This window comes from Cryobacterium glaciale (assembly GCF_004402535.1).
In the GTDB taxonomy this organism is placed as follows: Bacteria; Actinomycetota; Actinomycetes; order Actinomycetales; family Microbacteriaceae; genus Cryobacterium; species Cryobacterium glaciale.
In genome coordinates, this window is sequence record NZ_SOEY01000010.1 from 1 (window position 1) to 26,686 (window position 26,686).

At 65.8% G+C, this 26,686-nt stretch carries 26 protein-coding genes; 3 read left to right on the plus strand and 23 right to left on the minus strand.

All coding sequences use genetic code 11. The annotated features are described in order from the left end of the window. From E3O06_RS06775 to E3O06_RS06790, 4 genes are all read right to left on the minus strand, one after another. A partial coding sequence (locus E3O06_RS06775; protein WP_134502230.1) for a helix-turn-helix domain-containing protein occupies nucleotides 1-598 on the minus strand: 598 nt, incomplete at its 3' end. Between the two features lie 328 nt (nucleotides 599-926). Next, complete coding sequence (locus E3O06_RS06780; protein ID WP_241979947.1) at nucleotides 927-1,469, minus strand: dihydrofolate reductase family protein; 543 nt, start codon at nucleotides 1,467-1,469, stop codon at nucleotides 927-929. Nucleotides 1,470-1,660: 191 nt separating this feature from the next. Continuing rightward, nucleotides 1,661-1,909: a hypothetical protein gene (locus E3O06_RS06785; RefSeq protein WP_134502232.1), complete on the minus strand. Its 249-nt coding sequence runs from the start codon at nucleotides 1,907-1,909 to the stop codon at nucleotides 1,661-1,663. A gap of 36 nt (nucleotides 1,910-1,945) precedes the next feature. Then, nucleotides 1,946-2,701 carry an exonuclease/endonuclease/phosphatase family protein gene (locus E3O06_RS06790; RefSeq protein WP_134502233.1) on the minus strand — a complete coding sequence of 252 codons (756 nt, stop codon included), beginning with the start codon at nucleotides 2,699-2,701 and terminating at the stop codon, nucleotides 1,946-1,948. 178 nt (nucleotides 2,702-2,879) lie between these two features. Between E3O06_RS06790 and E3O06_RS06795 the strand changes: the two genes are divergently transcribed. Both E3O06_RS06795 and E3O06_RS06800 read left to right on the plus strand, forming a co-directional pair. Further along, nucleotides 2,880-3,773, plus strand: coding sequence for a DUF808 domain-containing protein (locus E3O06_RS06795; RefSeq protein WP_134502234.1), 894 nt, complete (start codon nucleotides 2,880-2,882; stop codon nucleotides 3,771-3,773). A 49-nt stretch (nucleotides 3,774-3,822) separates the two neighbouring features. Beyond that, a complete protein-coding gene (locus E3O06_RS06800) occupies nucleotides 3,823-4,917 on the plus strand; it encodes an SDR family oxidoreductase (protein WP_134502235.1) in 1,095 nt (364 codons plus the stop codon). A gap of 358 nt (nucleotides 4,918-5,275) precedes the next feature. On the opposite strand, the gene E3O06_RS06810 is transcribed toward E3O06_RS06800, so the two are convergent. Next, a complete protein-coding gene (locus E3O06_RS06810) occupies nucleotides 5,276-5,971 on the minus strand; it encodes a DNA alkylation repair protein (protein WP_134502236.1) in 696 nt (231 codons plus the stop codon). A 147-nt stretch (nucleotides 5,972-6,118) separates the two neighbouring features. Here E3O06_RS06810 and E3O06_RS06815 point away from each other — a divergent pair, with 147 nt between their 5' ends. Continuing rightward, on the plus strand, nucleotides 6,119-6,394 hold the full coding sequence (locus E3O06_RS06815; RefSeq protein WP_134502237.1) for a hypothetical protein: 276 nt from the start codon (nucleotides 6,119-6,121) through the stop codon (nucleotides 6,392-6,394). A gap of 123 nt (nucleotides 6,395-6,517) precedes the next feature. On the opposite strand, the gene E3O06_RS17700 is transcribed toward E3O06_RS06815, so the two are convergent. The 18 genes from E3O06_RS17700 to E3O06_RS06905 form a co-directional block, all read right to left on the minus strand. After that, nucleotides 6,518-7,828 (minus strand): hypothetical protein, encoded by a 1,311-nt coding sequence (locus E3O06_RS17700; protein WP_174843214.1) that lies wholly within the window; start codon nucleotides 7,826-7,828, stop codon nucleotides 6,518-6,520. Between the two features lie 327 nt (nucleotides 7,829-8,155). Further along, nucleotides 8,156-9,538, minus strand: a complete 1,383-nt coding sequence (locus E3O06_RS17490) for a right-handed parallel beta-helix repeat-containing protein (protein WP_166788130.1) — start codon at nucleotides 9,536-9,538, stop codon at nucleotides 8,156-8,158. 315 nt (nucleotides 9,539-9,853) lie between these two features. After that, nucleotides 9,854-11,365, minus strand: a complete 1,512-nt coding sequence (der, locus tag E3O06_RS06835; RefSeq protein ID WP_134502241.1) for a ribosome biogenesis GTPase Der — start codon at nucleotides 11,363-11,365, stop codon at nucleotides 9,854-9,856. Next, entirely contained in the window at nucleotides 11,358-12,050 is a 693-nt protein-coding gene (gene cmk, locus E3O06_RS06840; protein WP_134502242.1) for a (d)CMP kinase, read from the minus strand. The genes der and cmk overlap by 8 nt, the downstream gene beginning before the upstream one ends. Nucleotides 12,051-12,055: 5 nt before the next feature. Further along, nucleotides 12,056-13,138, minus strand: coding sequence for a prephenate dehydrogenase (locus tag E3O06_RS06845; protein WP_134502243.1), 1,083 nt, complete (start codon nucleotides 13,136-13,138; stop codon nucleotides 12,056-12,058). Nucleotides 13,139-13,180: 42 nt separating this feature from the next. After that, the gene (locus E3O06_RS06850) at nucleotides 13,181-13,930 is read right to left on the minus strand and encodes a pseudouridine synthase (RefSeq protein ID WP_420898873.1); all 750 of its coding nucleotides are present in this window, start codon (nucleotides 13,928-13,930) and stop codon (nucleotides 13,181-13,183) included. A gap of 68 nt (nucleotides 13,931-13,998) precedes the next feature. Continuing rightward, the gene (gene scpB / locus E3O06_RS06855) at nucleotides 13,999-14,658 is read right to left on the minus strand and encodes an SMC-Scp complex subunit ScpB (RefSeq protein ID WP_134502245.1); all 660 of its coding nucleotides are present in this window, start codon (nucleotides 14,656-14,658) and stop codon (nucleotides 13,999-14,001) included. Beyond that, the gene (locus E3O06_RS06860; RefSeq protein WP_134502246.1) at nucleotides 14,648-15,457 is read right to left on the minus strand and encodes a segregation and condensation protein A; all 810 of its coding nucleotides are present in this window, start codon (nucleotides 15,455-15,457) and stop codon (nucleotides 14,648-14,650) included. The genes scpB and E3O06_RS06860 overlap by 11 nt, the downstream gene beginning before the upstream one ends. After that, nucleotides 15,441-16,280 (minus strand): ParA family protein, encoded by an 840-nt coding sequence (locus tag E3O06_RS06865; RefSeq protein ID WP_241979950.1) that lies wholly within the window; start codon nucleotides 16,278-16,280, stop codon nucleotides 15,441-15,443. Before E3O06_RS06865 ends, E3O06_RS06860 begins: the two co-directional genes overlap by 17 nt. A 161-nt stretch (nucleotides 16,281-16,441) precedes the next feature. Then, nucleotides 16,442-17,386, minus strand: coding sequence for a site-specific tyrosine recombinase XerD (gene xerD, locus E3O06_RS06870; RefSeq protein ID WP_134502248.1), 945 nt, complete (start codon nucleotides 17,384-17,386; stop codon nucleotides 16,442-16,444). Nucleotides 17,387-17,388: 2 nt separating this feature from the next. Then, the gene (locus E3O06_RS06875; RefSeq protein WP_134502249.1) at nucleotides 17,389-18,030 is read right to left on the minus strand and encodes an NUDIX domain-containing protein; all 642 of its coding nucleotides are present in this window, start codon (nucleotides 18,028-18,030) and stop codon (nucleotides 17,389-17,391) included. Further along, the gene (locus E3O06_RS06880; protein ID WP_420898872.1) at nucleotides 18,023-19,738 is read right to left on the minus strand and encodes a CTP synthase; all 1,716 of its coding nucleotides are present in this window, start codon (nucleotides 19,736-19,738) and stop codon (nucleotides 18,023-18,025) included. Before E3O06_RS06880 ends, E3O06_RS06875 begins: the two co-directional genes overlap by 8 nt. Before the next feature lie 28 nt (nucleotides 19,739-19,766). Then, nucleotides 19,767-21,482, minus strand: coding sequence for a DNA repair protein RecN (recN, locus tag E3O06_RS06885; RefSeq protein WP_134502251.1), 1,716 nt, complete (start codon nucleotides 21,480-21,482; stop codon nucleotides 19,767-19,769). Further along, nucleotides 21,479-22,399, minus strand: a complete 921-nt coding sequence (locus E3O06_RS06890; RefSeq protein ID WP_134502252.1) for an NAD kinase — start codon at nucleotides 22,397-22,399, stop codon at nucleotides 21,479-21,481. The genes recN and E3O06_RS06890 overlap by 4 nt, the downstream gene beginning before the upstream one ends. Nucleotides 22,400-22,403: 4 nt before the next feature. Further along, on the minus strand, nucleotides 22,404-23,204 hold the full coding sequence (locus E3O06_RS06895; protein WP_134502254.1) for a TlyA family RNA methyltransferase: 801 nt from the start codon (nucleotides 23,202-23,204) through the stop codon (nucleotides 22,404-22,406). An 86-nt stretch (nucleotides 23,205-23,290) separates the two neighbouring features. Continuing rightward, nucleotides 23,291-23,437, minus strand: a complete 147-nt coding sequence (locus E3O06_RS17495; RefSeq protein ID WP_166788131.1) for a hypothetical protein — start codon at nucleotides 23,435-23,437, stop codon at nucleotides 23,291-23,293. A gap of 9 nt (nucleotides 23,438-23,446) precedes the next feature. Next, on the minus strand, nucleotides 23,447-24,475 hold the full coding sequence (locus E3O06_RS06900; protein ID WP_134502253.1) for an HAD-IIA family hydrolase: 1,029 nt from the start codon (nucleotides 24,473-24,475) through the stop codon (nucleotides 23,447-23,449). Beyond that, nucleotides 24,453-25,475: a hypothetical protein gene (locus E3O06_RS06905; protein ID WP_174843215.1), complete on the minus strand. Its 1,023-nt coding sequence runs from the start codon at nucleotides 25,473-25,475 to the stop codon at nucleotides 24,453-24,455. Before E3O06_RS06905 ends, E3O06_RS06900 begins: the two co-directional genes overlap by 23 nt. Nucleotides 25,476-26,686 lie beyond the last annotated feature (1,211 nt).

Here is a 26,686-nt window from a genome sequence, read left to right on the forward strand (position 1 = left end):
CGAAAAACGTCGCGAGGGTGGCCTTGTCCTGGCCCGGTGCCGCCCAGACGAGCCGGCCGGAATCGTGGTCGACGACGCAGGTCAAATACTTGTGGCCGCGCTTGTAACTTATCTCGTCGATCCCGATCCGAGTCAGGTCCGCGAACTGGTCATACTGCTTCTCGGTATCGGCCCAGACCCGGGTGATGATGGCGCCGACGGTGCGCCACGCGATGCGCATCAACACGGTGATCGCCGTCTTCGACGTTTGCGTGGCCAGCCACGCGACCTGGTCGTCAAAGAACAGTGTGTGCCCGCTCTGGTGCCGGGCCCACGGCACGGCGGCGACCGTCACGCCGTGGATGCGGCAGGACACTCGCGGTGCGTCGGCTTCGAGGTGAACTTGAATCGAGCCCACGTCCAAGCCACGCCAGCGACGTCGCCCATCACCGAGGTCGTAACGCGGGCTGCGCTTCTGGCAGGACCCGCACCGGTTCCGCTTCGACGCCATCGGACGCACCGACACGATCAAAATCCTGCTCTCAAGGTCAAGATCGATGTCGTCGACGAACGTCTTCTCGACACCGAGAAGGGTTCGCCATATTCTTAGAGTTCGCACGCCGCTTTTTCCGTTCCCGAGTTTCTTGCCTTTGACAGTTAGAAACCTAGGCGGAGAGCGGCGTGCGGCCGTTAAGGCGCTCCCAACGAACCCACGGTTACGTCAGGAGAGCCACAAAACGGCCTCTTCACGCAATTCTGTCACTGTGGTCCCGGGCCGCGTAGTGCCCCGTATCCCTCCAAGATGAAGCGACCGGAAGCTCGCAGCGTCCCTAACATGATCGAAGCCCGCGGAGCCTCCGCCGCAATCGAATACCAGCGACATTGGGACCACGGCAGTTGGACCACCGTGTTGGGGCTGTGCTTGGGTTGAGTACGTGGACGTCCGGTTACCGCGCCACTCGGTGCCGGAGGTAGACGACTCCCGAGTTGAAGGTGCGGCTTTCGACGAGTTCGAGATCCACGCGGCGCTCCCGTCGGGGGAAGAACGGAATGCCACCGCCGACCAACACCGGATAAACCATGGTCTGGTACTCGTCGATCAGCCCGAGTGCGGCGGCCTCGGCGGCGAGGGTAGCGCCGCCAATGGCGATGTCACCCTCCCCCGGCTCGGTCCGTAACCGCTCGATCTCTTCCCCGAGGCCGCCGGAGGCGAGGCGGGCATTGCCCTGCACCGCGGTCAGCGTGGTGGAGAAGACCACTTTGGGGAGCGGCTTCCAGAGTGCGGTCCACTCGCGGTCCGCGGCGTCGAGCGATAGATCCTGCTCGGCGGTCTCCCAATACAGCATCGTCTCGTACAGTCGGCGTCCCAATAGGTGGACGCCGACCTGTCGAATGTCGTCGATCCAGAAGCGAAAGACCTCCGCGTCGGGCGTCGTCCACTCGAAATTGCCGTCCGGCCCGACAATATAGCCGTCGAGTGAAACGCCCATTGAATAGGTCACCCTATGCATCAGAAATCCTCCTCGGTAACGCGTTCGACAATACGCCGGACGCCGCAGAACGCAACGTGCCGCGAGGTTCTTGATCCCGACTCCTGCCGAGAGCCCCCCAACTTCGTTGCGGTCGCAGGCGCAACTCTTTGAGGTGAACCGTCTTCAGGACGACGAAGGCATCACGGAACTCACTGCGGGTGTTCCGGGTCGAAGGTGAAGCTTTGGGACGAGGGAGTGCAACTTGTATTCAGATGGAGGAGGCCCGGCGGACTGCCTGGCCAAGAGAACCGCTTGCCGACGCCGTCGAAGATGTCGTCATCGGCGATCGCGACGAGGACTTCGTGCAGTTCGTTGTCGACGACGTCGCCAGGCGGCACGAGGCCGAGGCCGCGTTCAATGCTCGCGCCGACTCCGCTTGATTCATCGCTCTCTCGCACACTTCCTGCTATTTGGTCGCCGAGTCAGTAGCCAGATCAATTCACCTGCCCGCGCCGCCTACTTAGGCTCCATGTGGGCTTAGTGCAGGAAGCCAGATGGAACTCCGCCCACAACGGATAGTGGTCTGAGATCCGCCAGGACACCTCAGCTCGTGTCAAGCGGCCCAGCACGAGCAGGTTCTGGTTCCAGCGGTCTGAGCGGTCAGCCCAGGCACGCATCCACTCCGCGAACGCCGTGATCTCCGGCAGCCGTGCAGTCGGGTTAGCGCCCCAGATGACGTGCAGCGTGGTCAACGTGAACTCCGCAGATCCACGCACGAAACTGGCGGCATACGGCGTGCGGGCGAACTGTTTTGTGGGTCCGTCAACCGTCGCCGGCAGCACGATCTCCCCCACCAGTCCCGAAGGCTGCACCCGAGTCGAATCATACAGAAACGTCAACCGCTCCCCATTTCCCGGACCGCCCTCAGTGACATCGGAGACGATCACTCGCCAGGCGCCCCCGAGCTGCTCGAGCAGAAAACTCAAGGCGGTCGTATTGCGACGCACTTCTTGAAGAGCGATCACATCAAAGCACGCCACGACTTGAGCGATGCACGCGAGGGAGTACCAGTCCCGCTTGGGCGAGTCCCCCGGTTCGGCGTGCCACTTAGCAGTCAGATCCCCGAACGCCCGAAGGTTCCACGTCGCGATCAGGAGATCGGAGGGGTCCTTCGGCGGTACCACCACAGACAGCGCTGCTCTGAAAGCGATCAAGTTTTCCGCCACATCCGGCGGCATTGTTGTCGTCATGATATATGGAACCACAACCCCCGTACGCCGTGGAATAACTCAACGCAACTTCTCCCCACTCTCGGAAAGATCTGCCCCGGATGATCTGCTGCTCTGCTCCCGCCCACTGTCCCCACGGTACTGTGGACACCATTGCCGTCACCCACCCGAGGGCGACGAAACACACAAGGAGAACCAGATGTCGGTCGGCCTGCTCGCCGTAGTCGATGACATACTCACCGCCGCCCTCAAGGCGAGTGCAAAAACCGCGGGCGTCGTCATCGACGACGCTGCGGTGACGCCGCAGTATGTCCAGGGGTTATCGCCGGCGCGCGAACTCCACGTCGTCTGGCGCATCGCACTGGGCAGCCTGTTCAACAAATTCATCATCATCATTCCGCTCGCTTTACTCCTCTCCGCTTTCGCGCCGTGGGTATTGCCGTGGCTGCTCATCCTCGGCGGCACCTACCTGTGCTTCGAAGGTGCGGAGAAGGTGACCGAATGGTTCGGCGCGCATCACGGCACCGATGAGACCGAATCGCGGGATGAAAGCAAGCTCATCTTCGGCGCTATACGGACCGACCTCATCCTCAGCACCGAGATCATGCTGATCGCCCTGGCCAGTCTCGACTCCGATTTTGGCATCTGGATGACGCTCGGCTCCCTGGTAGTCATCGGCCTCGGTATGACGGCGCTCGTCTACGGTGCCGTCGCGCTGCTGGTCAAGATCGACGACATCGGACTGTCGCTGATGAAGAACCCTGCACGACAAGTGCGACGCACCGGCGCGCGCATCGTGGCCGCCATGCCCGCCGTGTTCCGCGTGATCGGCATCATCGGCACGGTCGCCATGCTGTGGGTCGGCGGGCACCTGGTGATCGCCAACCTGGCCGAGACATTCTGGCACGCTCCCTACGACGTACTCCACGCCGTGACACATGCGGTCGAATCGGCCGGCCCGGCCGTCGTCTGGGTCACCGATACCGCATTATCGCTGATGTTCGGCCTCATTCTCGGATTGATCATTGTCGGCATCGTCTTCGGCATGTCCGGTCTTCTCAAACGCACCAGGCCTGACGTCGTCGCGTCCTGACCGAAGTCCCCGGAGGAATACCTCGCATCCACCGAGGTTGCACCCAGTAATGAATAACTCATCAGAGCTCCAGCCCCGCACCCGCACCGCCCTCGTCGTCGGAGCTTCCGGCATCACCGGATCCGCCGTCGTCGACCAGCTGTCGACCGAGGGCTGGCAGGTCCTCGCCCTTGCCCGGCGCAGCGGCCGCGTCATCCCCGGCGTCCGTTGGATCCAGGCCGACCTGCGTTCCGCCGCCGACGTGAAGCGTGCGCTGGGCGACGAGCTGCCCGAACAGGTCTTCTTCACCGCCTGGTCCCGTCAGGACACCGAGGAACTCAACATCGCGGTCAACGCCGGCATGGTGCGCGACCTCCTCGCCGCGCTCGCCCACGCGCCGGTGCGTCACGTCGCACTCGTCACCGGACTCAAGCACTACCTCGGCCCGTTCGAAGCATACGGGCAGGGCAACATGCCCGACACCCCCTTCCATGAAGACGAACCGCGCCTCGACGTGGCGAACTTCTACTACGCGCAGGAAGACGAGCTGTTCGCGGCATCCGCTCGCCAAGGGTTTACTTGGTCGGTACACCGCTCGCACACCGTGATCGGCTACGCGGTCGGCAACCTCATGAACATGGGCCTGACCCTCGCCGCACAGGCCACCCTGTGCAAGCACCTCGGCATCCCATTCGTGTTCCCCGGCAGCGCGACCCAGTGGAATGGCGTCACCGACATGACCGACGCGACCATCCTCGCCGAGCAGATGGTCTGGGCCGCGACAACGGATGCCGGCGCGAACGAAGCATTCAACGTGGTCAACGGCGATGTCTTTCGCTGGCGGGCGATGTGGCCGAAGATCGCCGCCTACTTCGGCGTCGAGCCGGAAGGATTCGTCGACGAACCGCGACCCCTCGACGTACAGATGTCCGGCTTGGAGCCAGTCTGGGCTGAGCTCGCTGCGGCACATGGCCTCGTCGAGTCCGACCTGGGGCGCATCGCATCGTGGTGGCACACCGACGCCGACCTCGGCCGTAACATCGAAGTCTTCACCGACATCACCAAGAGCCGTCTCGCCGGCTTCACCCCGCACCATCGTACGATCGACTCGTTCACGTCCCTCTTCGGCCGCTACCGCGCCGAGAAGCTCATCCCACAGTCGTGAGCCTGACGCGTAGATCGCAAGCGGTCCGCCGCGGGGACTTCCGCGGCGCGATCGCTCGGCTTTGAGTCCAGGCCGATTCGTTCGTGCGTAGCGGGAGCAGAAGTCGCTCCGGAGAATTCGCAGGAGCGACTCGGCGGTTCTCAGTTCAGGATCACTCGTACAGGGCGATGAAGCGACCGACCACGCCGCCGGCGCGCAGTTTGTCGATGGCCTCGGGAATCTCCGCCTGGGTGATGAGATTCATTGGCGGGTTCAACTGGCCCGACTCCATCAGGCCGTACAGACAAACCTCGAGGCAGACGAATGTGATCCGAATCATCGGGGCGATCCCCAGATAGCGCCATTGCCACTTCGAATCCTAGCCCTGCCGGCTGACCATCTCGGCGATCCAGCTCGGTGCGAAGGGAGAGGTGCAATTTGGTGGGGTCGGATAGTCCTTGAGCACTTCCAGGCGTTCGCCGATGCCGATCGCGCGAGCGCGAAGCTCGGCATGCTCGATCCCGATTTGGGCGAGGCAATGGTTCATCGCCCACTGCAAACGGTCAGGGGCCTGCTTCATCTGCGCTTCGATGGTGTCGAGCAGCGCCGGCAGGTCGAGGCCCTGGGGACTCTTCGCCACACGTTCTGTGGTCAGCGCCCAACCGGCACTCGCGACGACGGGATCCGCATCGGCAAACCAGATCACGCGCAGTTCCTCGGCGTGTGGACTCTTCTTCACCACATAGTTCACGAGCCAGTCGTGCACCTTGGGAATGCCGGCCTGGCGCACCATGCCGTTCAGGTCATGGCGTTGAAATTCCCTGGGTCGGCAGATCAGAATCGACACCAGTCGTGCCGCCGTGTCACCGGTCTCCCAGAGCTCGCGTGCCAGTTGAGGCTGGGTCTTCAGCCGCTTGGCGACCGCGCGCAGCTGGCTCAGATTCACTCCATGGTCGTCACCGTGCTTCGCGTTGATCGCCCGGGCCTTCGGGTCTTCCAGCGCCGCCAGCTCGGCCAGCACCGCTGCCACCGCCGTTGGGGCGACCGCCGTTGGGGCCGTATTGATGTGGGCCATCGCTGCCTCCTCTCCGTTGCTGTCGGATTAAGCCTACGACCATGGCGCGGTCTGGCAATCGACCTGAGCGCCAGCCCTGCCGATAAGGTCAGGCGTAACCGCCCCGGCCCAAACCGGCCGGCCGGCCGGCCGGCGTAGTTTGGGCGCATGACTTCAGCCGACGAATTCAGCATTGTGAACATAGCGGAGGCCCCGTGGGACGACGTGCGCACCGTCGTCGGTACCCGAGGCGATCCGTCACGCTGCTGGTGCCAGTTTTTCAAGACCTCGAACGCCGGCTGGGACGCCACGACAAGTGACATCTTCTGCGCGGACCTGCGCAAGCAGATCGCCCAGGCTCGCTCACCATGTTCGTGGCGGCGGGTTCGATGTGGGGTCGCGTCCGTCGGTGGGCGCGCGGTGGTGCGGCTCGCTCTGCGGTGACCAGACTTCACGATGCGCGGTGCCGTGCAGCGGCGGGGGCGGGACAAAAAAGCGGGCCCCCCGTGCTGTATGCACGTGGGGCCCGCCTGGTTCCTGCGAGGGAGATCTGGGGGGAAAGGCTGGTTAGCCCTTCTTGATGACGACCGTGGAGTTGTCGCTGTAGTAGTTGCGCTGGAAGTCGATGATGGTCGTGGTCTTGGCGATCACGGCGCAGTTGGCGACCTTGGTGTCTTTACCGAACGTGTTGTCCTTGATGATCGTGCCCTTGAGCGGGCCGTAGGCCTTTTCGGCGATGTTGACGGTGCAGGCGCCGTTGTTGGCGTAGTTGTTGGTGTAGACGAAGTTGGAAACCACTCCGCGGTCCTGGGTGATTTGCACGGCGGCGCTGTGCGAGTCGGTAAGGCGGTTACCGGTGACCTTGACGTTGTTGCCGCTCTGTACCTGGATGGAGTCGTCGTGGCTGGGCGATCCGCCCTGGTTCGGGTCCTTAAGGTAGTGCATGTGGTCGTGGATCCAGCTGTTCTCGATGAGAACGTTGCTGCCGGTGACGTGGATACCGTCGATCACATTGTTGATATCCAGGTGGGTCGCGGTGAAGTTGTAGCCGTAGATGCCGTTGGCGTGGGGCGAGGCGACCGTCGGGGACAGCTCGGTGTCGGTCACGACGAGGTTGCTGAAGCCGCCGAGGTTGTCGACGAGGGCGCCGGGGCCGTTCATGGTGCGACCCCGAATGATCGAGTTCTTGATGGTGACGTTGGCGGCCTGAATTTTGACCAGCCCGCGAATGTCGAGGCCGTTGAGCACGGTGCCTGGCGTGGTGACGTTGATGTCACCGTTGACGACCTTGAGCACGGTGCCCGACGGAACGCCGGTGTTGGTCGTCGTCGGGGTTCCGCTGGTGGGCGGTACCGGGGTGGGGGCCGGGGTGGGAGCCGGGGCAGGTGCAGGTGCAGGTGCCGGAGCAGGGACCGAGGTTGGGGCCGGCACGGTCTTCGCCGTGTAACCAACGATGGTCATGGCGACCTTGACGTTCGCGGAGGCGCTGGCGACGGTAATGGTGCCGTCGGACTTGCTGGTGACGGGCACGGTGTAGGTGCGCTCGGGGCCGTCGCCGGTGGGGGCGGTGAAGTAGTAGCGCTGGGTGTTCTCCGGGCCGACCAGGACCTTGATGTCAGTACGGGACGCGGCGGTGGTATCGAACATGACGTCGACCGAAGCGGTACCGGCGGGGATGGTGCCGAGGTCAGTAGTGACCTTGCTGCCGGCCGGCACGGCGACTGACGTCGTGTTCTCGGCGGCCTGGGCCGGAAGAACGGCGAGGCCACTGAAGGCGACAGCGAATGCACCGGCCGCGCTCACGAGTGCCAGGCGGCGAGACGGACGAACAGTGGATCGAAGGGCAGAGCGCGAAGCGAAAGCAGTGATGGAGGGCATGGTTCACATTTCGTGTGGTGCACAGTTCGGCAGGTGCGGGGTGGGGGCTGTAGAGGCCGTGTTCAATAAGATGAGCATTACCCATAATGGGCAATGCCACAAGCGAATACATGGCTTTCTCAGGTTCACCCCCCCAGGTGGGGGTAGATAAAGTCTTCCGAATGGCTGCAAAAAAGCGGCCGGACCTGCGTTAACAGGGCCGACCGCATCCATTTAAGGAATTTCGCGTTTGAGCAGGGTTCACGAAGGCACGGTGAACTATTTGATAGACCAGCGAACTTCAGGGGCGCGCGTCATGCGCCGCCACGACGCGGTCAGGGTTGGCAACTAGCCCTTCCTGATGGTGACGAGGGTGTCATCGGGAGTGTAGTAATTGCCCGCAAAGTCAATTTTGGTCGTGGTCGGTGCGATCACAGCGCAGTTGGCCAAACGCGAGTCACGCCCGAAGGTATTGTCGGTGATCACCGCACCTTGAATGGGACCGTATGACTTCTCGGCAATGTTCACGGTGCAGGCCCCGCCATTGGCGAAATTGTCGGTGAAGGCGAAGTTGGATACCTTTCCGCGGTCCTGGGTGATCTGCACGGCGGCGCTGTGGGAGTCGGTCAGACGGTTGCCGGCGACCGTGATGTTGTTGCCGGACTGGACCTGGATGGAGTCGTCGTGGCTGGGCGATCCGCCCTGGTTGGGATCCTTGAGGTAGTGCATGTTGTCGTGGATCCAGGAGTCCTGAATTACGACGTTGCTGCCGGTGACGTGGATGCCGTCGATGGCGTTGTTAATGTTCACCCGTGTCGCGGTGAAGTTATAGCCGTAGATGCCGTTGGCATCGGGCGATGCGGCGCTCGGGGACAGTTCAGTATCGGTGACAACGAGGTTGCTGAAGCCGCCGAGGTTGTTGATGAGGGCACCGGGGCCGTTCATCGAGCGACCGCGAATGATCGAGTTTTTGATGGTGACGTTGGCCGCGCTGATCTTGACCAGACCACGAATGTCGAGGCCGTCGAGCACGGTGCCGGCCTTCGTGACGTTGATGTCGCCATTGTGCACGGTCAGTGCGGTTCCGGACGGAACACCCGTGTTGGAGGCACCGGGCATGCCACCCGGTGTCGGCGTGGGCGGCGAAGTCGGAGTCGGTTTCGGAGTCGGTGCCGGTGCCGGTGCCGGAGCCGGTGCCGGAGTCGGTGCCGGAGCCGGTGCCGGAGCCGGAGCCGGTGCCGGAGTCGGTGCTGGAGCCGGAGTCGGTGCCGGTGCCGGTGCCCGAGTCGGAGTCGGTGCCGGAGTCGGTGCCGGCGTGGGCTCCGGCTCCGTAGCGCCGCGTTCAAAACCGGCTCCTTCGAGGGTCAACCGGACGTCGGCGACGCTACTGGACAGGGTTAAGGCGCCGTTTGTCTTCGCCGTCACGGGAACCGTGATGGTCTTGGTTGTACTGGTGCCCACGGGCGCGGTGAACAAGTACGTTTTCGTGTCCTCCGGGCCGACAGCAATTTTCACCTGACTGGGGGCTGCGACCTTGGACGTGAAGAACTTCACATCGACGGATTTCAAGCCGGATGGCACGGTGCCCAGCTGAGCGGTGATGCTCCGGCCAGCCGGGATATCGATCGAGGTGCTGGTCGGGTCTGCGCTGCCGCTTCCGGCGATGGCCGGAACAGCGGCGAGGCCGGAGAGGGCGATGGTCGAAACCGCGACTGCGGCCAGAATGACCAATCGTGGGGCCCGGCGGGGACGGCCGTCGGAGACAGGTTGAGTGGTTGTGCTTGAGTTTTGGTTGGAAATGGACGTGCGGATGTCTCTAAATACCATTGGCTGGTTACGTATATTCCGTGTCGCGCACAAGTTCGGAACGTGCAGGTGATCGGCCGTAGGGGGCCACTATGTACCTAATGAGCATTACCCACAAAAGAGGCAGACACAAATCGAACCGGACCCTGACCCGGCACACCCTCGACCGCAGGTCAAAAAAAAAGCGGCCGGACCTGCGTTAACAGGGCCGGCCGCATCCGTTTGACGAATTTAGCAAATTTAGCGTTTGCGCTTCTCGCGCACGCGCATGCTCAGGTTGATCGGGCTTCCCTCGAAGCCGTAAATCTCGCGCAGCCGACGCTGGATGTAGCGACGGTAGCCCGGGTCGAGGAACCCGGTGGTGAAGACCACGAACGTCGGCGGGCGGCTCGAGGCCTGGGTGCCGAACAGGATGCGCGGCTGCTTGCCGCTGCGCACGGGATGCGGGTGGGCGGCAGCGAGCTCGGCCAGGAAGGCATTGAACTTGCCGGTGGCGATGCGGGTGTCCCACGACTCGAGCGCGAGCTCGAGGGCCGGAACCAGCTTCTCCATGTGACGACCTGTTTTGGCCGAGATGTTCACGCGCGGGGCCCAGGCCACGTGGGCCAGGTCCTGCTCGATCTCACGCTCGAGGTAGCGGCGACGGTCGTCGTCGATCTGGTCCCACTTGTTGAAGGCCAGCACGAGGGCACGGCCCGATTCGATGACGAGGTCGATAACGCGGATATCCTGCTCGCTGATGACCTCGGTCACGTCGAGCAGCACAACGGCGACTTCGGCCTTTTCCAGGGCAGCGCTGGTGCGCAGGGAGGCGTAGAAGTCGGCGCCCTGGGAGAGGTGCACTCTCCGGCGGATGCCGGCGGTGTCAACGAAACGCCAGACTTTGCCGCCGAGTTCGACCTGCTCGTCGACCGGGTCGCGGGTCGTGCCGGCGAGCTCGTTGACGACAACGCGCTCCTCCCCCACGACCTTGTTGAGCAGGCTGGATTTGCCGACGTTCGGACGGCCGAGGATGGCCACCCGGCGCGGACCGCCGACCTCCTGCTTGGCAACGTTGGAGATTTCGGGCAGCACGAGCAGAATCGCGTCGAGCAGGTCGGCAACACCACGACCGTGCAGGGCGGAGACCGGCCACGGCTGGCCGAGGCCGAGCGACCACAGGCTGGCCGCTTCGGGCTCCTGGCGCACGTCGTCGACCTTGTTGGCGATCAGGAAGACGGGCTTGCCGCTCTTGCGCAGCATGCGAACGACGGCTTCGTCGGTCGAGGTCGGGCCCACGTTGGAGTCAACGACGAACATGACGAGGTCGGACAGGTCGATGGCGATCTCGGCCTGGGCGGCGACAGAGGCGTCGATGCCCTTGGCGTCGGGCTCCCAGCCGCCGGTGTCGACGAGGCTGAACTTGCGTTCGTTCCAGTCGCCCTTGTACGCGACGCGGTCTCGCGTGACTCCGGGGGTGTCTTCGACGACGGCCTCACGGCGGCCGAGGATACGGTTGACCAACGCCGACTTGCCCACGTTCGGGCGGCCGACGATCGCGATGACCGGCACGGCCGGCAGGTACTGGATCGCGTCGGGGTCGTCGGTGACGGCCTGCAGTACGTCGAGGTCTTCCTCGTCGAGGTCGTAGTTGTCGAGGTCAGTGCGCAGCGCCGCGGAACGCCGAGTGGCGAGTTCCTCGTCAAGGTTGGCGAGACGTTCCGCCAGCTCGGTGTCGAGCGCTGTGCTCGTGTCGTCGTATTCGTTACTCATTCAAAGCCTGCTTCATGCGTGTGTGGTAGACGTCGATGACCGCTTCAATGGTCTGCTCGAAGTCGAGATGGGTGGAGTCGACGGTTATCACACCGTCTGCAGCGCTCATGAAATCGACAACCTGTGAGTCAGCGCGATCGCGTGATCGCAGCTGTTCTGCCACGGTTTCAGCCGATTGGGTCGTTATTTCCGCAGAGCGTCTAGCCATTCTAGCCTCCTCGGATGCCGTGAGTAGAATGCGCACCTCGGCCTCGGGGGCGACGATGGTCGTGATGTCGCGTCCTTCGACCACGACACCGGGCCGATCCACATTCTCGGCGATGCTCCGAAACAAATCGGTGAGCGCGCCCCGCACCGCGGGAACGCGGGCGACGGCGCTCACCGCGGCGCTGACCTCCGGCGAGCGGATGGCGTCGGTCACGTCGGTCTGCCCGACGGTGACGAAGTACTCGTCGGGGTCGGTGCCGATTGAATAGTCGAAGTCTTTCAGGAGCGCCGTGACGGCATCCGCCTGGCTACTGTCGGTGTTGCGGTCCAGTGCGAACCAGGCCAGCGCACGGTAGGCGGCGCCGGTATCGAGATAGGCGAAGCCGAGGCGACGTGCGGCGGCACGGCTCACGCTCGACTTGCCGCTGCCGGCCGGTCCATCGATGGCGACGAGGGTGGGGAGGGAGTGACGTGCCATGTACGTTAACCAGCAATCCGCCAGCCGCGGGCGGCCAGCTCTTCGGTGAGGCGGGTTACGGCCTCGGGAAGGACAGAGATTTCAGCGAGGCCGATCTGGGCACCCGGGGAGTGTTCCAAGCGTAAGTCTTCGAGGTTAACGCCGAGCTCCCCAATATCGTTGAGCAGGCGGGCAATCTGGCCCGGCTGGTCGTTGACCATGACGACCATCGAGGAGAATCGGCGGTCCTGCCCGTGTTTGCCGGGCAGGCGGGCCACCCCGGCGTTGCCACCGGCGAGTTCTTCGGCAACCTTGCGCTGCGCTCCGGGGGCGGCCGGGTCTTCGAGCGCGTCGATGAACCGGTCGAGGTCGTCACGGTAGGCCAGCAGGACATCGCGCACCGGTCCGGCATTGGCGCCGAGAATCTGCACCCACAGGTCGGGATCGCTCGCGGCGACGCGAGTCACGTCGCGCAGGCCCTGGCCCGCAAGGTTGAGTGAAGAATGCGCTGCTCCGGTGAGGCGGCGGGCCATCAGGGTCGAGATGACCTGCGGCACGTGCGAGACCAGCGCGACGCCGAGGTCGTGCTCCTCGGGGGTCATCTCCACCAGGATGGCGCCGAGATCGAGGATGAGGTCGTCGATCGCGCCGGCCTGCTGGTAGCTGATCGCGTCGTGCGCGGCGACGACCCAGGGACGGCCGATGAACAGGTCGGCGCGGCCGGAGAGCGGTCCGCCCTTTTCCCGACCGGCGAGCGGATGCGACCCGATGTAGCGACTGACATCGGCTCCGCGCTCGCGCAGCTCGGCGAGCGGGGCGAGCTTGACGCTCGCGACATCCGTGACGATTGCGTCCGGGTAGGCCTCGAGCTCACGCGCGACGATCTCGGCGGTGACATCCGGCGGCACACAGACCACGATGAGCTGCGGCTGGTCGCCGGGAGCTGCGGCGCGGCCGGCGCCGTAGTCGATGGCGATGCGCAGGTTGGTCGGTGAGGCGTCGGCGAGGATCGTCTCGATCTGGCGATTACGCAGGCCGAGGCCGACGCTGGTTCCGAGCAGGCCGACGCCGACGATGCGCACCGGGCCCACGAGGCGGCTTTCAGCCATGGTTCAGTCCCTGTTCCAGTAGTTGATCGTTGTCGCTGGTCGCTACTCGGCGTCGGGTCGCGCGCTCGGCGCCTGCCGAGACACCGTGAGCAGCTGGCCGAGCTCCTCGCGGGTGAGTTCGCGCACGGCGCCCTGCTGCAGGGTACCGAGGTTGAGCGGGCCGAACTGGCGACGCACGAGGTCGACAACGGGATGACCGACGGCGTCGAGCATCCGTCGCACGATGCGATTCCGCCCGGAGTGCAGGGTGAGCTCGACCATGCTGAAACCACCGCCGGGAGGGCTCGTGAGGATGCGTGCCTTGTCGGCGTGGATGGGGCCGTCGTCGAGCTCAATGCCGCTCTGCAGCGCTCCGATGGTCTGCGGCGAGACGCGGCCCTCGACCTTGGCGATGTAGGTCTTCGACACGCCGAACGAAGGGTGGGCGAGCACGTGCGCGAGGTCACCGTCGTTGGTGAGGATGAGCAGGCCGCTGGTCTGGGCGTCGAGCCGGCCCACATTGAACAGGCGTTCGTCGAACTGGTCGGTGAATTCGCGCAGGTCGGGGCGTCCGCTCTCGTCCTGCATCGACGAGACGACGCCGACCGGCTTGTTGAGCATGAGGTAGCGGCGGGTGGTGTCGAGCTGCACGGCCACATTGTCGACGGCGACCTGGTCGGTTTCGGGGTGCACGCGGCGGCCGAGCTCGGTGACGACCTTGCCGTTCACACGCACACGGCCGGAGGTGATGAGGTCTTCGGAGACGCGACGGCTGGCGACGCCGGCCGAGGCGAGGACCTTCTGCAGGCGCACACCGTCGGCTGCGGCCTCCGGGTTGAAGTTGGGGTCGCGGGGGGCACTGTCGTTGGTCGTATTGTCGGTCAAAGCAGATCCTCGAATCCGTCGGTGCCGCCGTCGAGTAACGGCGATAGGTGGGGTAACTCGTCGAGCGAGTTGATTCCGAGCTGGGTGAGCAGCAAGTCTGTGGTGGCGTAGTTGATCGCGCCGGTTTCACTGTCGGTGAACGCCTCGGTAACGAGGCCGCGACCGAGCAGGGTGCGCACGACCGAGTCGACGTTGACCGCGCGGATGCTCGCGACCTGGCCGCGGCTGATCGGCTGCTTGTAGGCGATCACGGCGAGGGTTTCGAGGGCGGCCTGGCTGAGCCGGCTGGGATTTTGGGTCAGCACGAAGTCGGTCACGAGCTCGTCGTGGGTGGCGCGCACGTAGATGCGCCAGCCGCCGGCGACCTCGCGCAGCTCAAAGCCGCGGCGCACTGTTTTCAAGCCGTCGACGCTGCTGTCGCCGTCGAAATCGGCCACGAGCCGGGCAACGGATGCCGCCACCTCGCCCGCCGGCCGCCCGACGGCGGTCGCAAGGTGCACGATGCCCTGCGGTTCGTCAGCGACCATGAAGACGGCTTCGAGCTGACGGTCGAGGGCGTGCGCGGCTGGGTCGCTGATGGTCGGCGAAACGGATGCTGCGGCATCCGTTTGCGGGGTGCGTGATCGGGTGTCGGTGGTCGGGGTTCTAATTGTCATAGTCGGCTCCGAGCGATGCGAGGTTCTCGTCGGACCAACTGTCGGTAGTCCAGCGCAGGGTGAGCTCGCCGAGGGGCTCGATTTGGTCGAAGGAAAGGGCGCCATGGCGGTACAGCTCGAGCACGGCGAGAAAACGGGCGATGATGACGCCCTTCTGGTCAGCGCCGGCAATGAGTGCGCGGAACGAGACGGGCTCCCCCGGCTTCAGCATGGCGACGACGTAGGCGGCCTGTTCGCGAATGCTGACGAGCGGCGCGTGTAGGTGATCGAGGCCCACAATGGGCAGCTCACGCGGTGCGAGCGCAACGGTGGCCAGGGCGGCGAAGTCGGCGAGGGAAAGCGTCCAGACCAGCTCGGGGGTGCTCTGACGGTACTTCTCTTCGAGGCGCACCGACCGCACGTGGCGGCGGATCTCGGTATCGAACTGGCCGGTGAACCAGGTCGCGGCTTCCTTGAACGCGCGGTACTGCAGCAGTCGGGCGAACAGCAGGTCGCGGGCTTCGAGCAGGGCGACGTCTTCGGCGTCGACGAGTTCGCCCTGCGGCAGCAGTCCGGCCACCTTGAGGTCGAGCAGCGTCGCGGCGACGACGAGAAACTCGGTGGCCTGGTCGAGTTCTTCGCTCGCGTCGAGGCCGCGCAGGTAGGAGATGAACTCGTCGGTGACCTGGCTCAGCGAGATCTCGGTGATGTCGAGTTCGTGCCGGGTGATCAGTTTCAAGAGCAGGTCGAACGGGCCCTCGAAGTTGCCGAGGGCGACCGAAAACGCGGGCTTCTCGGGCGCGCTAGGCGACTGCGCCACGGTGGATCAGTTCGCGGGCCACCTGCAGGTAGGCCTTGGCGGCGGCGTGCTCGGGAGCGAAGTCGGTGATGGGCACCCCGGCCACGCTCGCGTCCGGGAATTTTACGGTGCGGCCGATGACGGTTTCGAGCACGCTGTGGCCGAAGGCGTCGACGACGCGCTCGAGCACCTCGCGGGAGTGCAGGGTACGGGAATCGTACATGGTGGCGAGGATTCCGTCGAGTTCGATCGCCGGGTTGAGCCGGTCGCGCACCTTGTCGATGGTTTCGATGAGCAGGGCCACACCGCGCAGGGCGAAGAATTCGCACTCGAGCGGGATCAGCACACCGTGGCTGGCGGTGAGCGCATTGACGGTGAGGATGCCGAGGGACGGCTGGCAGTCGATCAGAATGACGTCGTAGTCGCCGGAGACCTTGCGCAGCACGCGGGCCAGAATCTGCTCGCGGGCTACCTCGTTGACGAGGTGCACCTCGGCGGCGGACAGGTCGATGTTGGCCGGAATGACGTCGAGGCCCTCGACCGAGGTCGGCTGGATCGCGTCCTTCGGGTCGACCTTGCCGTTGAGCAGCAGATCATAGATGGTGGTGACGTCGTGGGTGGGTACGCCAAGGCCGGCCGACAGGGCGCCCTGAGGGTCGAAGTCCACGGCGAGCACCCGGCGGCCGTAGCTGGCCAGGGCGGCACCGAGGTTGATGGTCGTCGTGGTCTTGCCGACGCCACCCTTCTGGTTGCAGAGGGAGATGATGCGGGCCGGACCGTGGCTTTTCAGCGGCTCGGGATCGCCGAACTCGTGTTTCTCGCGTCCCGTCGGACCCACCGGCATGTCGTCGAAACCGGGTAGCGAAATTCGCTCGCTCAACTTACGCGTCACTGGCCCGTCCTTGATTCGTCCTGCACCCATCACTTGGTCGATTGTAGCGAGTGGAACGGCTGGTCGCCGCAAGGATCGCCGCGCGGGCCGGTCTCGCTCCCCTCGCGGACGGGTCAGCGCGCCCGCGGATGGGCGGTGGTGTACATGTCGCGCAGGGTGTCGGCGGTGACCAGCGTGTAGATCTGGGTGGTCGCGACCGAGGAATGGCCGAGCAGCTCCTGCACCACGCGCACGTCGGCACCGCCGGCGAGCAGGTGCGTCGCAAAGGAGTGTCGCAGGGTGTGCGGCGACACGGGCACGGTGATCCCGGCCCGTTCAGCGGCCGCGCGAATGATCAGCCAGGCGTTCTGCCGGCTGACCCGATGACCGCGCAGGCCGAGGAACAGCGCCGGCGTCGACCGACCGCGCGCCGACAGCACCGGCCGCGCTCGCACGAGATAGTCCGAGACGGCGGTCCGGGCGAAGCTGCCCACCGGAACGATGCGCTGCTTGTCGCCCTTGCCGGTGAGGCGCACCGAGTCGAACACCTCCACGAGCACATCGTCGACGTTGAGGTTGACCACCTCGCTCACCCGGGCGCCGGTCGCGTAGAGCAGTTCGAGCAGGGCCTTGTCGCGCAGGCGCTGCACATCGTCGCCGTCGGTTGCCGCGAGCAGCGCGGTGACCTGCTCGATCGAGATCGCCTTGGGCAGGCGCAGGGCGAGCTTGGGCGGTTTGGTGTCGTGCGCGACATCCGCTTCGACCAGGCCCTCGTCGAGGAGAAAGCGGTGGAATCCGCGCACCGTTGACAGGACCCTGGCGATGGACGCGGCGGTCAGCGGGAATTCCGCACGCAGGCCGAGATGCTGCACAAAGGCGGAGATATGCTGCCGCGTGACAGCCCGCAGGTCGGTGATCGGCCGCGACGGCGACTCGACGAAATCAGCCCCCAGCCACGCCGTGTACAGCCCGAGATCACGCCGATAGGCGGCGACGGTATTCGCGGCGAGGCCACGTTCAACCGCCACGTGCCGCAGATAGGAATCCACCGCCACATCCACCGCCGTGGCGATCGGCATGCTCAGGCCGTGATGGTACGCGAATGCAGGCTGAGCGGATGCCGCGGCCACGGCAGGTCAGCCGGCGCGAGCGTGCTCCACCCGCGGGAACGGGCCACCTGGGCGGCCAGCACAGCCACGATCAGGATCGGGTTCGCGATGCGCCGCGCCAGCACGGCGTCGACGCACTCGTCGAGCGGCACCCAGCGCAATTCGATGTCGGCTTCTTCCTCTGTGCGGTCGAAGGCGGCGACCGCGGAGACACCGCGGGCCAGGTACACCCGGATCGCTTCGTTGCTGCCGCCGGGCGAAGTGTAGAACTCGGTGAGCAGCGCCCACTCGGAGGCGACGACATCCGCCTCTTCGGCCAACTCACGCTGGGCGCCGACGACGGCATTCTCGCCGGTCACGTCGAGCAGCCCGGCCGGCAGCTCCCAGCCGCGCAGGCCGGTCGGATGCCGGTACTGCTTGATCAGCAGCACCCGGTCGTGCTCGTCGAGGGCGAGCACCGCGACCGCGCCGGGGTGGTCGATGTACTCACGGGTGATGCTCGAGCCGTTGTAGTCGAACGCGTCGCGCCGGACGTTCCAGATGGCCCCGTCGTAGACGACGTCGCTCGCGGTCACCGCCACCGCGACGACATCGTCCTGCAGAACTTCAGGCACTGAGTTCTTCCTTCACCTCGAACAGACGGCTGGCCTGCTGGCGGTCGAGCGCGGCTTTGATCAGACCGCGAAACAGCGGATGCGCGTGGTTCGGCCGTGACCGCAGCTCCGGGTGAGCCTGCGTGCCGACGTAGAACGGGTGCTCGTCGCGCTTGAGCTCGACGTACTCCACCAGGTGGCGGTCGGGGCTGGTACCGGAGAACCACAGGCCGGCCAGGGCGATCTGGTCACGGAAGGTGTTGTTGACCTCGTAGCGGTGGCGGTGACGTTCGGAGGCTTCATTGGCGCCGTACAGTTCGGCGACGAGGGAGCCCTCGGCGAGGGTAGCCGGGTAGAGCCCGAGGCGCATGGTGCCGCCGAGGTCGCCGCCGGCGATGATCTCGACCTGCTCTTCCATGGTTGCGATGACCGGGAATTCGGTTTCCGGGTCGAATTCGCTCGACGAGGCGCCGGGCAGGTTGGCCTTGTTGCGGGCGTATTCGATGACCATGCACTGCAGGCCGAGGCACAGGCCGAGCGTGGGGATTCCGTTTTCACGGGCGAATTTGAGGGCGCCGAGCTTGCCCTCGATGCCGCGGATTCCGAAACCGCCTGGCACGCAGATGCCGTCGAGTTCGCCGAGCAGGCGGGCTGCTCCCTCGTCGGTTTCGCAGTCGTCTGAGCCGATCCAGACGATTTTGACCTTGGCCTGGTTGGCGAATCCGCCAGCTCGCAGCGCCTCGGTGACCGAGAGGTAGGCATCCGGCAGGTCGATGTACTTGCCGACCAGGCCGATGGTGACCTCGTGCTTGGGGTGGCGAACGGCCTCGAGCAGGTTCTCCCAGCCGGTCCAGTCGACCGTGTCAGCCACGAGGCCGAGGGCGTTGACGATGTACTTGTCGAGGCCCTGGTTGTGCAGCATGGTGGGGATCTCGTAGATCGACGACACGTCGGGGCAATTGACCACGGCGTCTTCGTCGACGTCGCACATGAGCGCGATCTTGCGCTTGTTCGACTCGGACACGGGCCGGTCGCTGCGCAGCACGAGGGCGTCGGGCTGGATTCCGATCGAGCGCAGGGTGGCGACGGAGTGCTGGGTGGGTTTGGTCTTCTGCTCGCCGGCCGCACCGAGGAACGGCACGAGCGACACGTGCACGAAGAACACGTTGCCGCGGCCGAGTTCGTGGCGTACCTGGCGGGCGGCTTCGAGGAACGGCTGGGATTCAATGTCACCGACAGTGCCGCCGACCTCGGTGATGATCACGTCGGGGCGCACCTCATCGCTCGCCTGCAGGCGCATGCGACGCTTGATCTCATCGGTGATGTGCGGAATGACCTGCACGGTGTCACCGAGATATTCACCGCGACGCTCTTTGGCGATGACCTGCGAGTAGATCTGGCCGGTCGTCACGTTGGCCGACTGGCCGAGGTTGATGTCGAGAAAACGTTCGTAGTGCCCGATGTCGAGGTCGGTCTCTGCACCGTCGTCGGTCACGAAGACCTCGCCGTGCTGAAACGGGTTCATCGTTCCCGGATCGACGTTGAGATAGGGGTCGAGCTTCTGCATGACGACCCGCAGGCCGCGCGCAGTGAGCAGGTTTCCGAGGCTGGCCGCCGTCAAGCCCTTACCGAGCGAGGAGACCACACCTCCGGTCACGAAGATGTGCTTCACGGTATCGCCTGAATTGCGCGAGCCGTCTGATCGGTCCGTAATTATATTTTCCACCACGGGCTTCAATGCTATCACCTGGATTTGATCACTTACTTTTTGGGGGACGCGAGGTGGACTGGGCAAGGTCGAGCAATTCCCGAGCATGTTCGAGGCCGCTCTTGGAGTCGGGCAGGCCCGAGAGCAGGCGGGCCATTTCGGCGGCGCGGTCGTCGCCGCGCAGCTGGCGCACGCTCGACGCGGTGACGGACCCGTCACTGTCTTTGACAACGCTGAGGTGGTTGCCGGCGAAAGCGGCCACCTGGGCGAGGTGCGTGACGACGATCACTTGCGCGGTCTCGGCGAGCCGGGCGAGTCGGCGGCCGATTTCGATCGCGGCGGCACCGCCAACCCCGGCGTCGATCTCGTCGAAGACGAAGGTGGGCACCGGGTCGGTCGCGTTGATGACGACCTCGATGGCGAGCATCACCCGCGACAGTTCACCACCGGATGCTCCGCGCGCCAACGCGCGCGGCTCCGCGCCGGCGTGTGGTTGCAGCAGCAGACGCACGAGGTCACTACCGGTGACGGTGAACTCCGGGGCGGATTCGACCTGCACGTGCAGCACGGCGTCGGGCATGGCCAGTGCACCGAGCTCGGCCGTCACCCGGGCGCCGAGCTGCACGGCCGCCGCCTGGCGCAACGCGGTGAGGGTGGCGGCGAGGGTGCTGACCAGCGTGTGGTCGGCATCCGCTTCGCGGTTGAGCTCTTCGATGCGGTCGGAGTCGGAGTCGAGCTCGAGCAGCCGGGTGCTGCCGACGAGCAGAAACTCGATGGCTTCTTCGAGGCCGCCCGAGTACTTGCGGGCGAGGATGCCCAACTGGGCGCGGCGCTCCTGCACGATTTCCAGTTCACGTGCGCCGTCGGCGTCGAGGCCAGCCAGGTAGGTCGAGAGTTCGGCGGCGATGTCGGCAACGACGAAACCGACGTTGGCGATGGCGGCGACGAGCGGCGGCAGGGCCACATCGTGGGCGGCGACCCTGTCGAGTGCGCGCCGGGCGGTTTCGAGCAGGGCGACGACATCGGGCTCGTCGTTGGGATTGTCTTCGGCGGAGACGAGCTGGCGGGCCTGTTCGCCGGCCAGGCGCAGTTCTTCGAGGTTGCCGAGGCGTTCGGCACGTTCACCAAGTTCGGCGTCCTCGCCAGGTTGCGGGGCGACCGTTTCAATCTCGGTCAGCGCGGCGCGCAGGTCGTCCGCTTCGCGGGCGCGCAGGTCTCGTTCGGTGACGAGCCGGTCGAGGTCTGTCTGGTTGGCCTGCCAGCGGTGGAAGGCGTGCTGGTAGTCACCGAGCACGGCGGCGAGGTCGGGGCCGGCGAAGCGGTCGAGGGCGTCACGCTGGGCGGCGGCGGAGCGCAGTCGCACCTGGTCGCTTTGACCGTGCACGACGACGAGGTCGTTGCGCAGGTCGCCGAGCACGCTTGCCGGAGCACCGCGGCCGCCGACCATGGCCCGGCTGCGTCCCTCGCTCGAGACGGAGCGGCCGAGGATGAGCTCGGGGCCGTCGAGGTCTCCCCCGGCGTCTCGCACCCGGTCGGCGACCGTGCTGGCCGGGTCGATGACCCAGCGGCCCTGCACGAAACTCTGCGGCTGGCCCTGGCGCACGGTACCGGCATCGGCTCGATCGCCGAGCAGCAGTCCGAGCGCGGTGACCACCATGGTCTTTCCGGCGCCGGTTTCGCCGGTGACGGCGGTGAACCCTGGACCGAGCGGCAACGTGGCCTCGGCGATGACGCCGAGGTCTCGGATGAACAGCTCGTCGATCACTCGCGGCCGACCGGACCGCGCCAGCCCGTGACGGGCAGGTTGAATTTGTTGACCAGGCGGTCGGTGAACGGGCCGATGTGCAGGCGGGCCAGGCGCACCGGAACGCTCGAGCGGCGAACGATGACGCGGGCCCCGGTCGGGAGATCCTGGGTGCGGCGTCCGTCGGCGCACAGCACGGCACCAGCGCCGGTGCGCGAGAGCACCTCGACGGCGAGGGACGATTCCGGGCCGACCACGAGCGGCCGGGCGAACAGTGCGTGGGCGCTGAGCGGAACCAGCAGCAGGGCTTCGACGCCGGGCCAGACGATCGGGCCTCCGGCCGAGAACGAGTACGCGGTCGAGCCGGTCGGGGTCGACAGCACGACGCCGTCGCAGCCGAACGATGACAGCGGGCGGCCGTCTACCTCGACGACGACCTCGATCATGCGTTCACGGCTGGCCTTTTCGACGGTGACCTCGTTGAGCGCCCAGGTTTCGTAGGCGACTTCGTCGGCGACCTTGACCCGCACCGACAGGGTGAGGCGTTCTTCGACCTCGTAGTCGCCCTTGAGCGCACGGCGCACGGCTTCGCCGAGGTCGTCGCGCTCGCTCTCGGCGAGAAATCCGACGTGGCCGAGGTTGATGCCGAGCAGCGGGGCCGAGTATCCGCGCACGAGTTCGGCAGACCGCAGGATGGTGCCGTCGCCGCCGAGCACGATGACCAGTTCCAGGTCAGCGGTCGACACGCCCTCGCCGAGAACGGCGATGTGCCCGTTCAACTCGGGCGAGGAGGCGAGCAGGTCGGCCCGTTCGTCCGGGGCCAGTACCGGCACAGCGCCGCTCGCGATGAGCTGTTCGCACACCGTCGCGGCAGCTTCGAGCGAATCGGCCCGACCGGTGTGCGCCACGATGAGAAAGTACCGCGGGGTGTCGCTCAACTGGTCACCCCCCCACCATGGTTTCGATCCGGTCCATCCATTCTGTCGGATTCGAGCCGGCCGTAGCGCTCATCCAGCACAGATACTCGTGATTTCCGGCCGCCCCGATAATGGGTGAGGCGATGACTCCGCGGGTTTTCAGTCCGAGGTCGTGACCGGCCCACAATACGCCGGCCACGGAGTCGCTGCGCAGGCCCTTGTCGTGCACGATGCCCTCACGGATGCCGCCGCGGCCCACTTCGAACTGGGGTTTGATCAGCAGCACGAAGTCGGCGCTTGGCGCGGCCGTGGCCACGAGGGCCGGTAGCACGGTAGTGAGCGAGATGAACGACAGATCGGCCACGACGAGGTCGGGTCTTTCTGCGATTCCGGATGCCCCGGCGAGCGTTTCCGGGGTCGCATAGCGGATGTTGTACCCCTCGACCAGTTTCAGCCTCGGCTCGGACTTCAGTTGCGCTGCGAGCTGGCCGTGGCCGACGTCCGCAGCGATGACCTGGGCGGCGCCACGTTCGAGCAGCACCTGGCTGAAACCTCCGGTGCTCGCGCCGGCGTCGAGCGCGGTGCGGCCGCTGACGGTGATCGCGAAGGCGTCGAGGGCTGCGTTCAGCTTGTGGGCGCCCCGGCTCACATAGTGATCGGTCGCGGCCACTTCGAGAACCGAGTCCGCCGCGACTTTGGTGCTGGCCTTCACGACCGGCACCCCATTGACGGTGACGAGGCCGTCGGCGATGAGTTTGGCGGCGACCGTTCGGGAGCGAACCAGCCCACGGTCGGCGAGGGCGGCGTCGAGGCGGGTGGCGGGCATCCGCTCGGGAAGGCTGTCAACCGGGGTGGCGTCGTTCACTGGCTCAGGCATAGGTACGTCGGTTTCATGGTCGTGTGGCAAGTCGGTCATGCCGGGTCGGTATCAGCGTCTTCGAGCTCTGCGCGCAGTTGCTCGTGCAGCTGCCCAAACAAATCGGCGCGTTGTTCGAGCGGTCGGGTCTCGATGTCGGTCAGCTGCGCGGCGAGATCGACCGGTTCGGGTTCGGGGTTCACAGGTCTAGGCTACTGCGCGAGATACAGTCGCTCTGGAACGTTGAGCCCGTAAATGGCCCGCCCGGATCGGTAGATCGCGGCGCACGCGGCGCGCAGCAGGTTGATTCCACCGTCGCCGTCCTTGACGATCTGCACGTCGTTGCCGGCGATGCGCACGCTCGCACCGTTCACTGTTGCGGTCGAACCATCTTTGGAGAACACGGTCTCCGGGTAAGGTTCGTGCAGCTGCTGCAGGTTCTCAATGATGAACGCCGGGCGCGACTCCTTGTCAGCAGCGAGGGCCTGCTTGGCCCGGTCGATGCCGGTGAGCACGAGTACCGCGGGAATCCCGGCCCGATTCGCACCGAGAATATCGGTGTCGAGCCGGTCACCGATGAAGAGCGCGTGCTGCGCGCCGAAGCGCCGCGTCGCCTCCAGAAAGATCGCAGCTTCCGGCTTGCCGGCGACGAGCGGGAGCCGGCCAACGGCCGTGTGCACTGCGGAGACGAGCGTGCCGTTGCCGGGCGCGATGCCGCGGGCTACCGGAATGGTCCAATCGGTGTTGGTCGCGATCCACGGAATGCCAGTGCCAACGCCGTCGGCGTTGAGCGCGAACGCCGCCTCGGCCAGGTGGACCCAGCCGACCTCCGGTGCGAAGCCCTGGATCACCGCGGCCGGCTTGTCGTCGGCTGATCGGGTCACCACGAATCCGGCCTTGACGACCTCGTCGACGAGCCCGTCGCCACCGATGACGAGGATGCTCGCACCGGGTTCCACCTGCTCCGCCAACAGCCGCACGGCCGCCTGGGGGGAGGTGACGACATCCGCTGCCGCCACGTTCAGCCCGAGCTGGGTGAGATGGTCGGCAACCGACTGGTCGGTGCGGGATGCGTTGTTGGTGATGTAGCCCACACGAATGGTCTTGGCAGCACGGTTCAGGCTCTCGACGGCGAAGGGAATCGCCGCCGGGCCCGCGTACACCACGCCGTCGAGATCGGCCAGCAGAACGTCAACGCCGGCCAGCGGTGTCGCCGACTCAGGCTTTCGGCGATGCAGCATCCGGCTCCGTCTCGGTCTTCATGTCGATCGAAGCGGATGCCGCAGCGACGGTCTCGTCGATCTCGTCGTCACCTTCGGCGGTGTCCACCGTTTCGGTCACGAGGTCGTCGGCGTCGTCGATATCGACCGCGGCTGACTGGTCGACCGATCCGAGTCCGGCGGCGGCGACAGCACGGGCCGCTTCCCGGGCAGCCACTGTTTCATCGTCGTCATCGTCGTCATCGTCGTCATCGCCGGCGTCCGCGGCGAAGTACGCGAGGGCGTCGTCGTCGTCCTCTTCCATCTCTTCGATTTCAATGGTTTCGTCAGTGTCGCCGGAGGCGCCCAGAGCCGCGTCGGCGCGGGAAGCCCGCTCGAGCCATTCGTCGGCTTCGTCCTCGCGGCCGAGCTCGGTCAGCACCTCGGCGTAGGCGGCGAACAGCTCGGGGCTGTACGAGAACGCCGTGTTGGGGTTGAGCTGGGGAATTTCCAGCTCGACCAGCGCGGCATCCGTCTCACCGAGGTCCAGGCGGGCACCGGACATGGCGATGGCCAGGCCCACCTGCACGGACGGTGACAGCGTGCTGCGATCGACCGAACGGCCGAGCTCGAGGGCACGGTCGGGGCGGCCGACGCCGCGTTCGCTGTCGACCATCAGGGGCAGCTGGTCATTCGAACCTGAAATACGACGGTAGGTGCGCAGTTCGCGCAGGGCCAGGGCGAAGTCACCGGTGGCGTAGGCGGTGATCGCGAGGCTCTCGCGCACGACACCGATGCGACCGGCCCGACGGGCGGCGCTCATCACATGCTGGTGCGCGAGCTGGGGGTTCTCGTCGATGACGCGGGCGGCCATGGCCAGGTGGCGTCCAACGGTTTCGGCGTTCTCCTTGGTGAGCGTCTTGAGCTCGTTGCGCGCGATGCGGTCGAGGTCGTTGGCCGTGATGTCGTCGGGAAGTTCCGGGTCATCGTGACGCGGACGCACCGAACGCAGCTCGCGCTGCATGCGCTGCTCTTCCGTCATCTCCTCTTCGACGACGCGGGCATCGCGGTCGTTTCGGGCCGGGGCGCCGTCACGGGTCCACAGCTTCTTGCCGGCATCGACGCGTGGGGCGCCGGCACGGTTCGGTGAACCGCCGCGCTGGGTCCACGGCTTGCTCTCGCTGTCGCTACGCGGTCGATCGTTGCTCGGCCGGTCAGTGCGCGGACGGTCGTTGCTCGGCCGGTCACCGCGCTCGGGCCGGGCACCATCCTTGGCCCACGGCTTGCGTTCTCCACCCTGAGCGGGTCGATCCGAGTTGTCCCGGTAAGGAGGACGCTCACCCTGTGCGGGACGGTCAGAATTACCCCGGTAGGGAGGACGCTCACCCTGAGCCGGCCGGTCCGAGTTCCCCCGGTAAGGAGCCCGGTCGTTGCCGCCGGAAGGACGGTCCGAGTTGCCACGGTAAGGAGGGCGCTCGCCCTGCGCGGGCCGGTCGGAGTTACCGCGGTAGGGGGCGCGATCGTTGCCACCGGAAGGCCGGTCAGAATTACCGCGATACGGGGGACGCTCGCCCTGGGCAGGACGGTCCGAGTTCCCCCGGTAGGGAGCCCGGTCATTGCCGCCAGACGGACGGTCCGAGTTCCCCCGGTACGGCGCACGATCGTTGCCACCAGACGGACGGTCCGAGTTGCCACGGTACGGAGGGCGCTCGCCCTGCGCAGAACGATCGGAGTTGCCACGATACGGTGCACGATCGCCACCATAGGCGGGCCGTTCGGCGTTACCGCGGTACGGAGGGCGTTCGCCACCCTGGGCGGACCGATCGGAATTGCCGCGATAAGGAGCCCGGTCATTGCCACCAGAGGGACGTTCGGCGTTACCGCGGTACGGAGGCTTGGCGCCATCTCGACCGCCGGCAGGTCGCCCGTTGGAGGGTCGGCCGCTCTGGTTCGAACGACGGTCATCCTGACCGTTGTTGCGGGAATCGCCGTCGCGGGGTCCTGAAGGGCTCACTGTATCTCCTGTGTAATTAGTCCGGCATTTCGACAGACACTCCAAGCCTAATCCCTCAGGCAAAACGGCGCTGAGAACCCAGCCAAGTGGATGCCGCACCCAGCCAGCGAAGCAGCGTGGAGGGGTATGGGTTAACGCAGAAAGGCCACCCGTGGGGGTGGCCTTTCTGGTGTTTCAAGTTAAGTCCGGCGGTGTCCTACTCTCCCACAGGGTCCCCCCTGCAGTACCATCGGCGCTGA

Excerpts from the sequence above, each read along its gene's own strand:
- E3O06_RS17700 (WP_174843214.1), bottom strand. The coding sequence starts at position 7,828 with ATGCCCTCCATCACTGCTTTCGCTTCGCGCTCTGCCCTTCGATCCACT.
- E3O06_RS06905 (WP_174843215.1), bottom strand. The coding sequence starts at position 25,475 with ATGACGGAAGAGCAGCGCATGCAGCGCGAGCTGCGTTCGGTGCGTCCG.
- E3O06_RS06810 (WP_134502236.1), bottom strand. The coding sequence starts at position 5,971 with ATGGCCCACATCAATACGGCCCCAACGGCGGTCGCCCCAACGGCGGTG.
- E3O06_RS06780 (WP_241979947.1), bottom strand. The coding sequence starts at position 1,469 with ATGGGCGTTTCACTCGACGGCTATATTGTCGGGCCGGACGGCAATTTC.
- E3O06_RS06790 (WP_134502233.1), bottom strand. The coding sequence starts at position 2,701 with ATGACGACAACAATGCCGCCGGATGTGGCGGAAAACTTGATCGCTTTC.
- der (WP_134502241.1), bottom strand. The coding sequence starts at position 11,365 with ATGAGTAACGAATACGACGACACGAGCACAGCGCTCGACACCGAGCTG.
- E3O06_RS06865 (WP_241979950.1), bottom strand. The coding sequence starts at position 16,280 with ATGCCGGTGGGTCCGACGGGACGCGAGAAACACGAGTTCGGCGATCCC.
- E3O06_RS06900 (WP_134502253.1), bottom strand. The coding sequence starts at position 24,475 with ATGCTGCATCGCCGAAAGCCTGAGTCGGCGACACCGCTGGCCGGCGTT.
- E3O06_RS06800 (WP_134502235.1), top strand. The coding sequence starts at position 3,823 with ATGAATAACTCATCAGAGCTCCAGCCCCGCACCCGCACCGCCCTCGTC.
- scpB (WP_134502245.1), bottom strand. The coding sequence starts at position 14,658 with ATGACAATTAGAACCCCGACCACCGACACCCGATCACGCACCCCGCAA.
- E3O06_RS06895 (WP_134502254.1), bottom strand. The coding sequence starts at position 23,204 with ATGCCCGCCACCCGCCTCGACGCCGCCCTCGCCGACCGTGGGCTGGTT.
- xerD (WP_134502248.1), bottom strand. The coding sequence starts at position 17,386 with ATGCCGATCGCCACGGCGGTGGATGTGGCGGTGGATTCCTATCTGCGG.
- E3O06_RS06795 (WP_134502234.1), top strand. The coding sequence starts at position 2,880 with ATGTCGGTCGGCCTGCTCGCCGTAGTCGATGACATACTCACCGCCGCC.
- E3O06_RS06845 (WP_134502243.1), bottom strand. The coding sequence starts at position 13,138 with ATGGCTGAAAGCCGCCTCGTGGGCCCGGTGCGCATCGTCGGCGTCGGC.
- cmk (WP_134502242.1), bottom strand. The coding sequence starts at position 12,050 with ATGGCACGTCACTCCCTCCCCACCCTCGTCGCCATCGATGGACCGGCC.
- E3O06_RS06815 (WP_134502237.1), top strand. The coding sequence starts at position 6,119 with ATGACTTCAGCCGACGAATTCAGCATTGTGAACATAGCGGAGGCCCCG.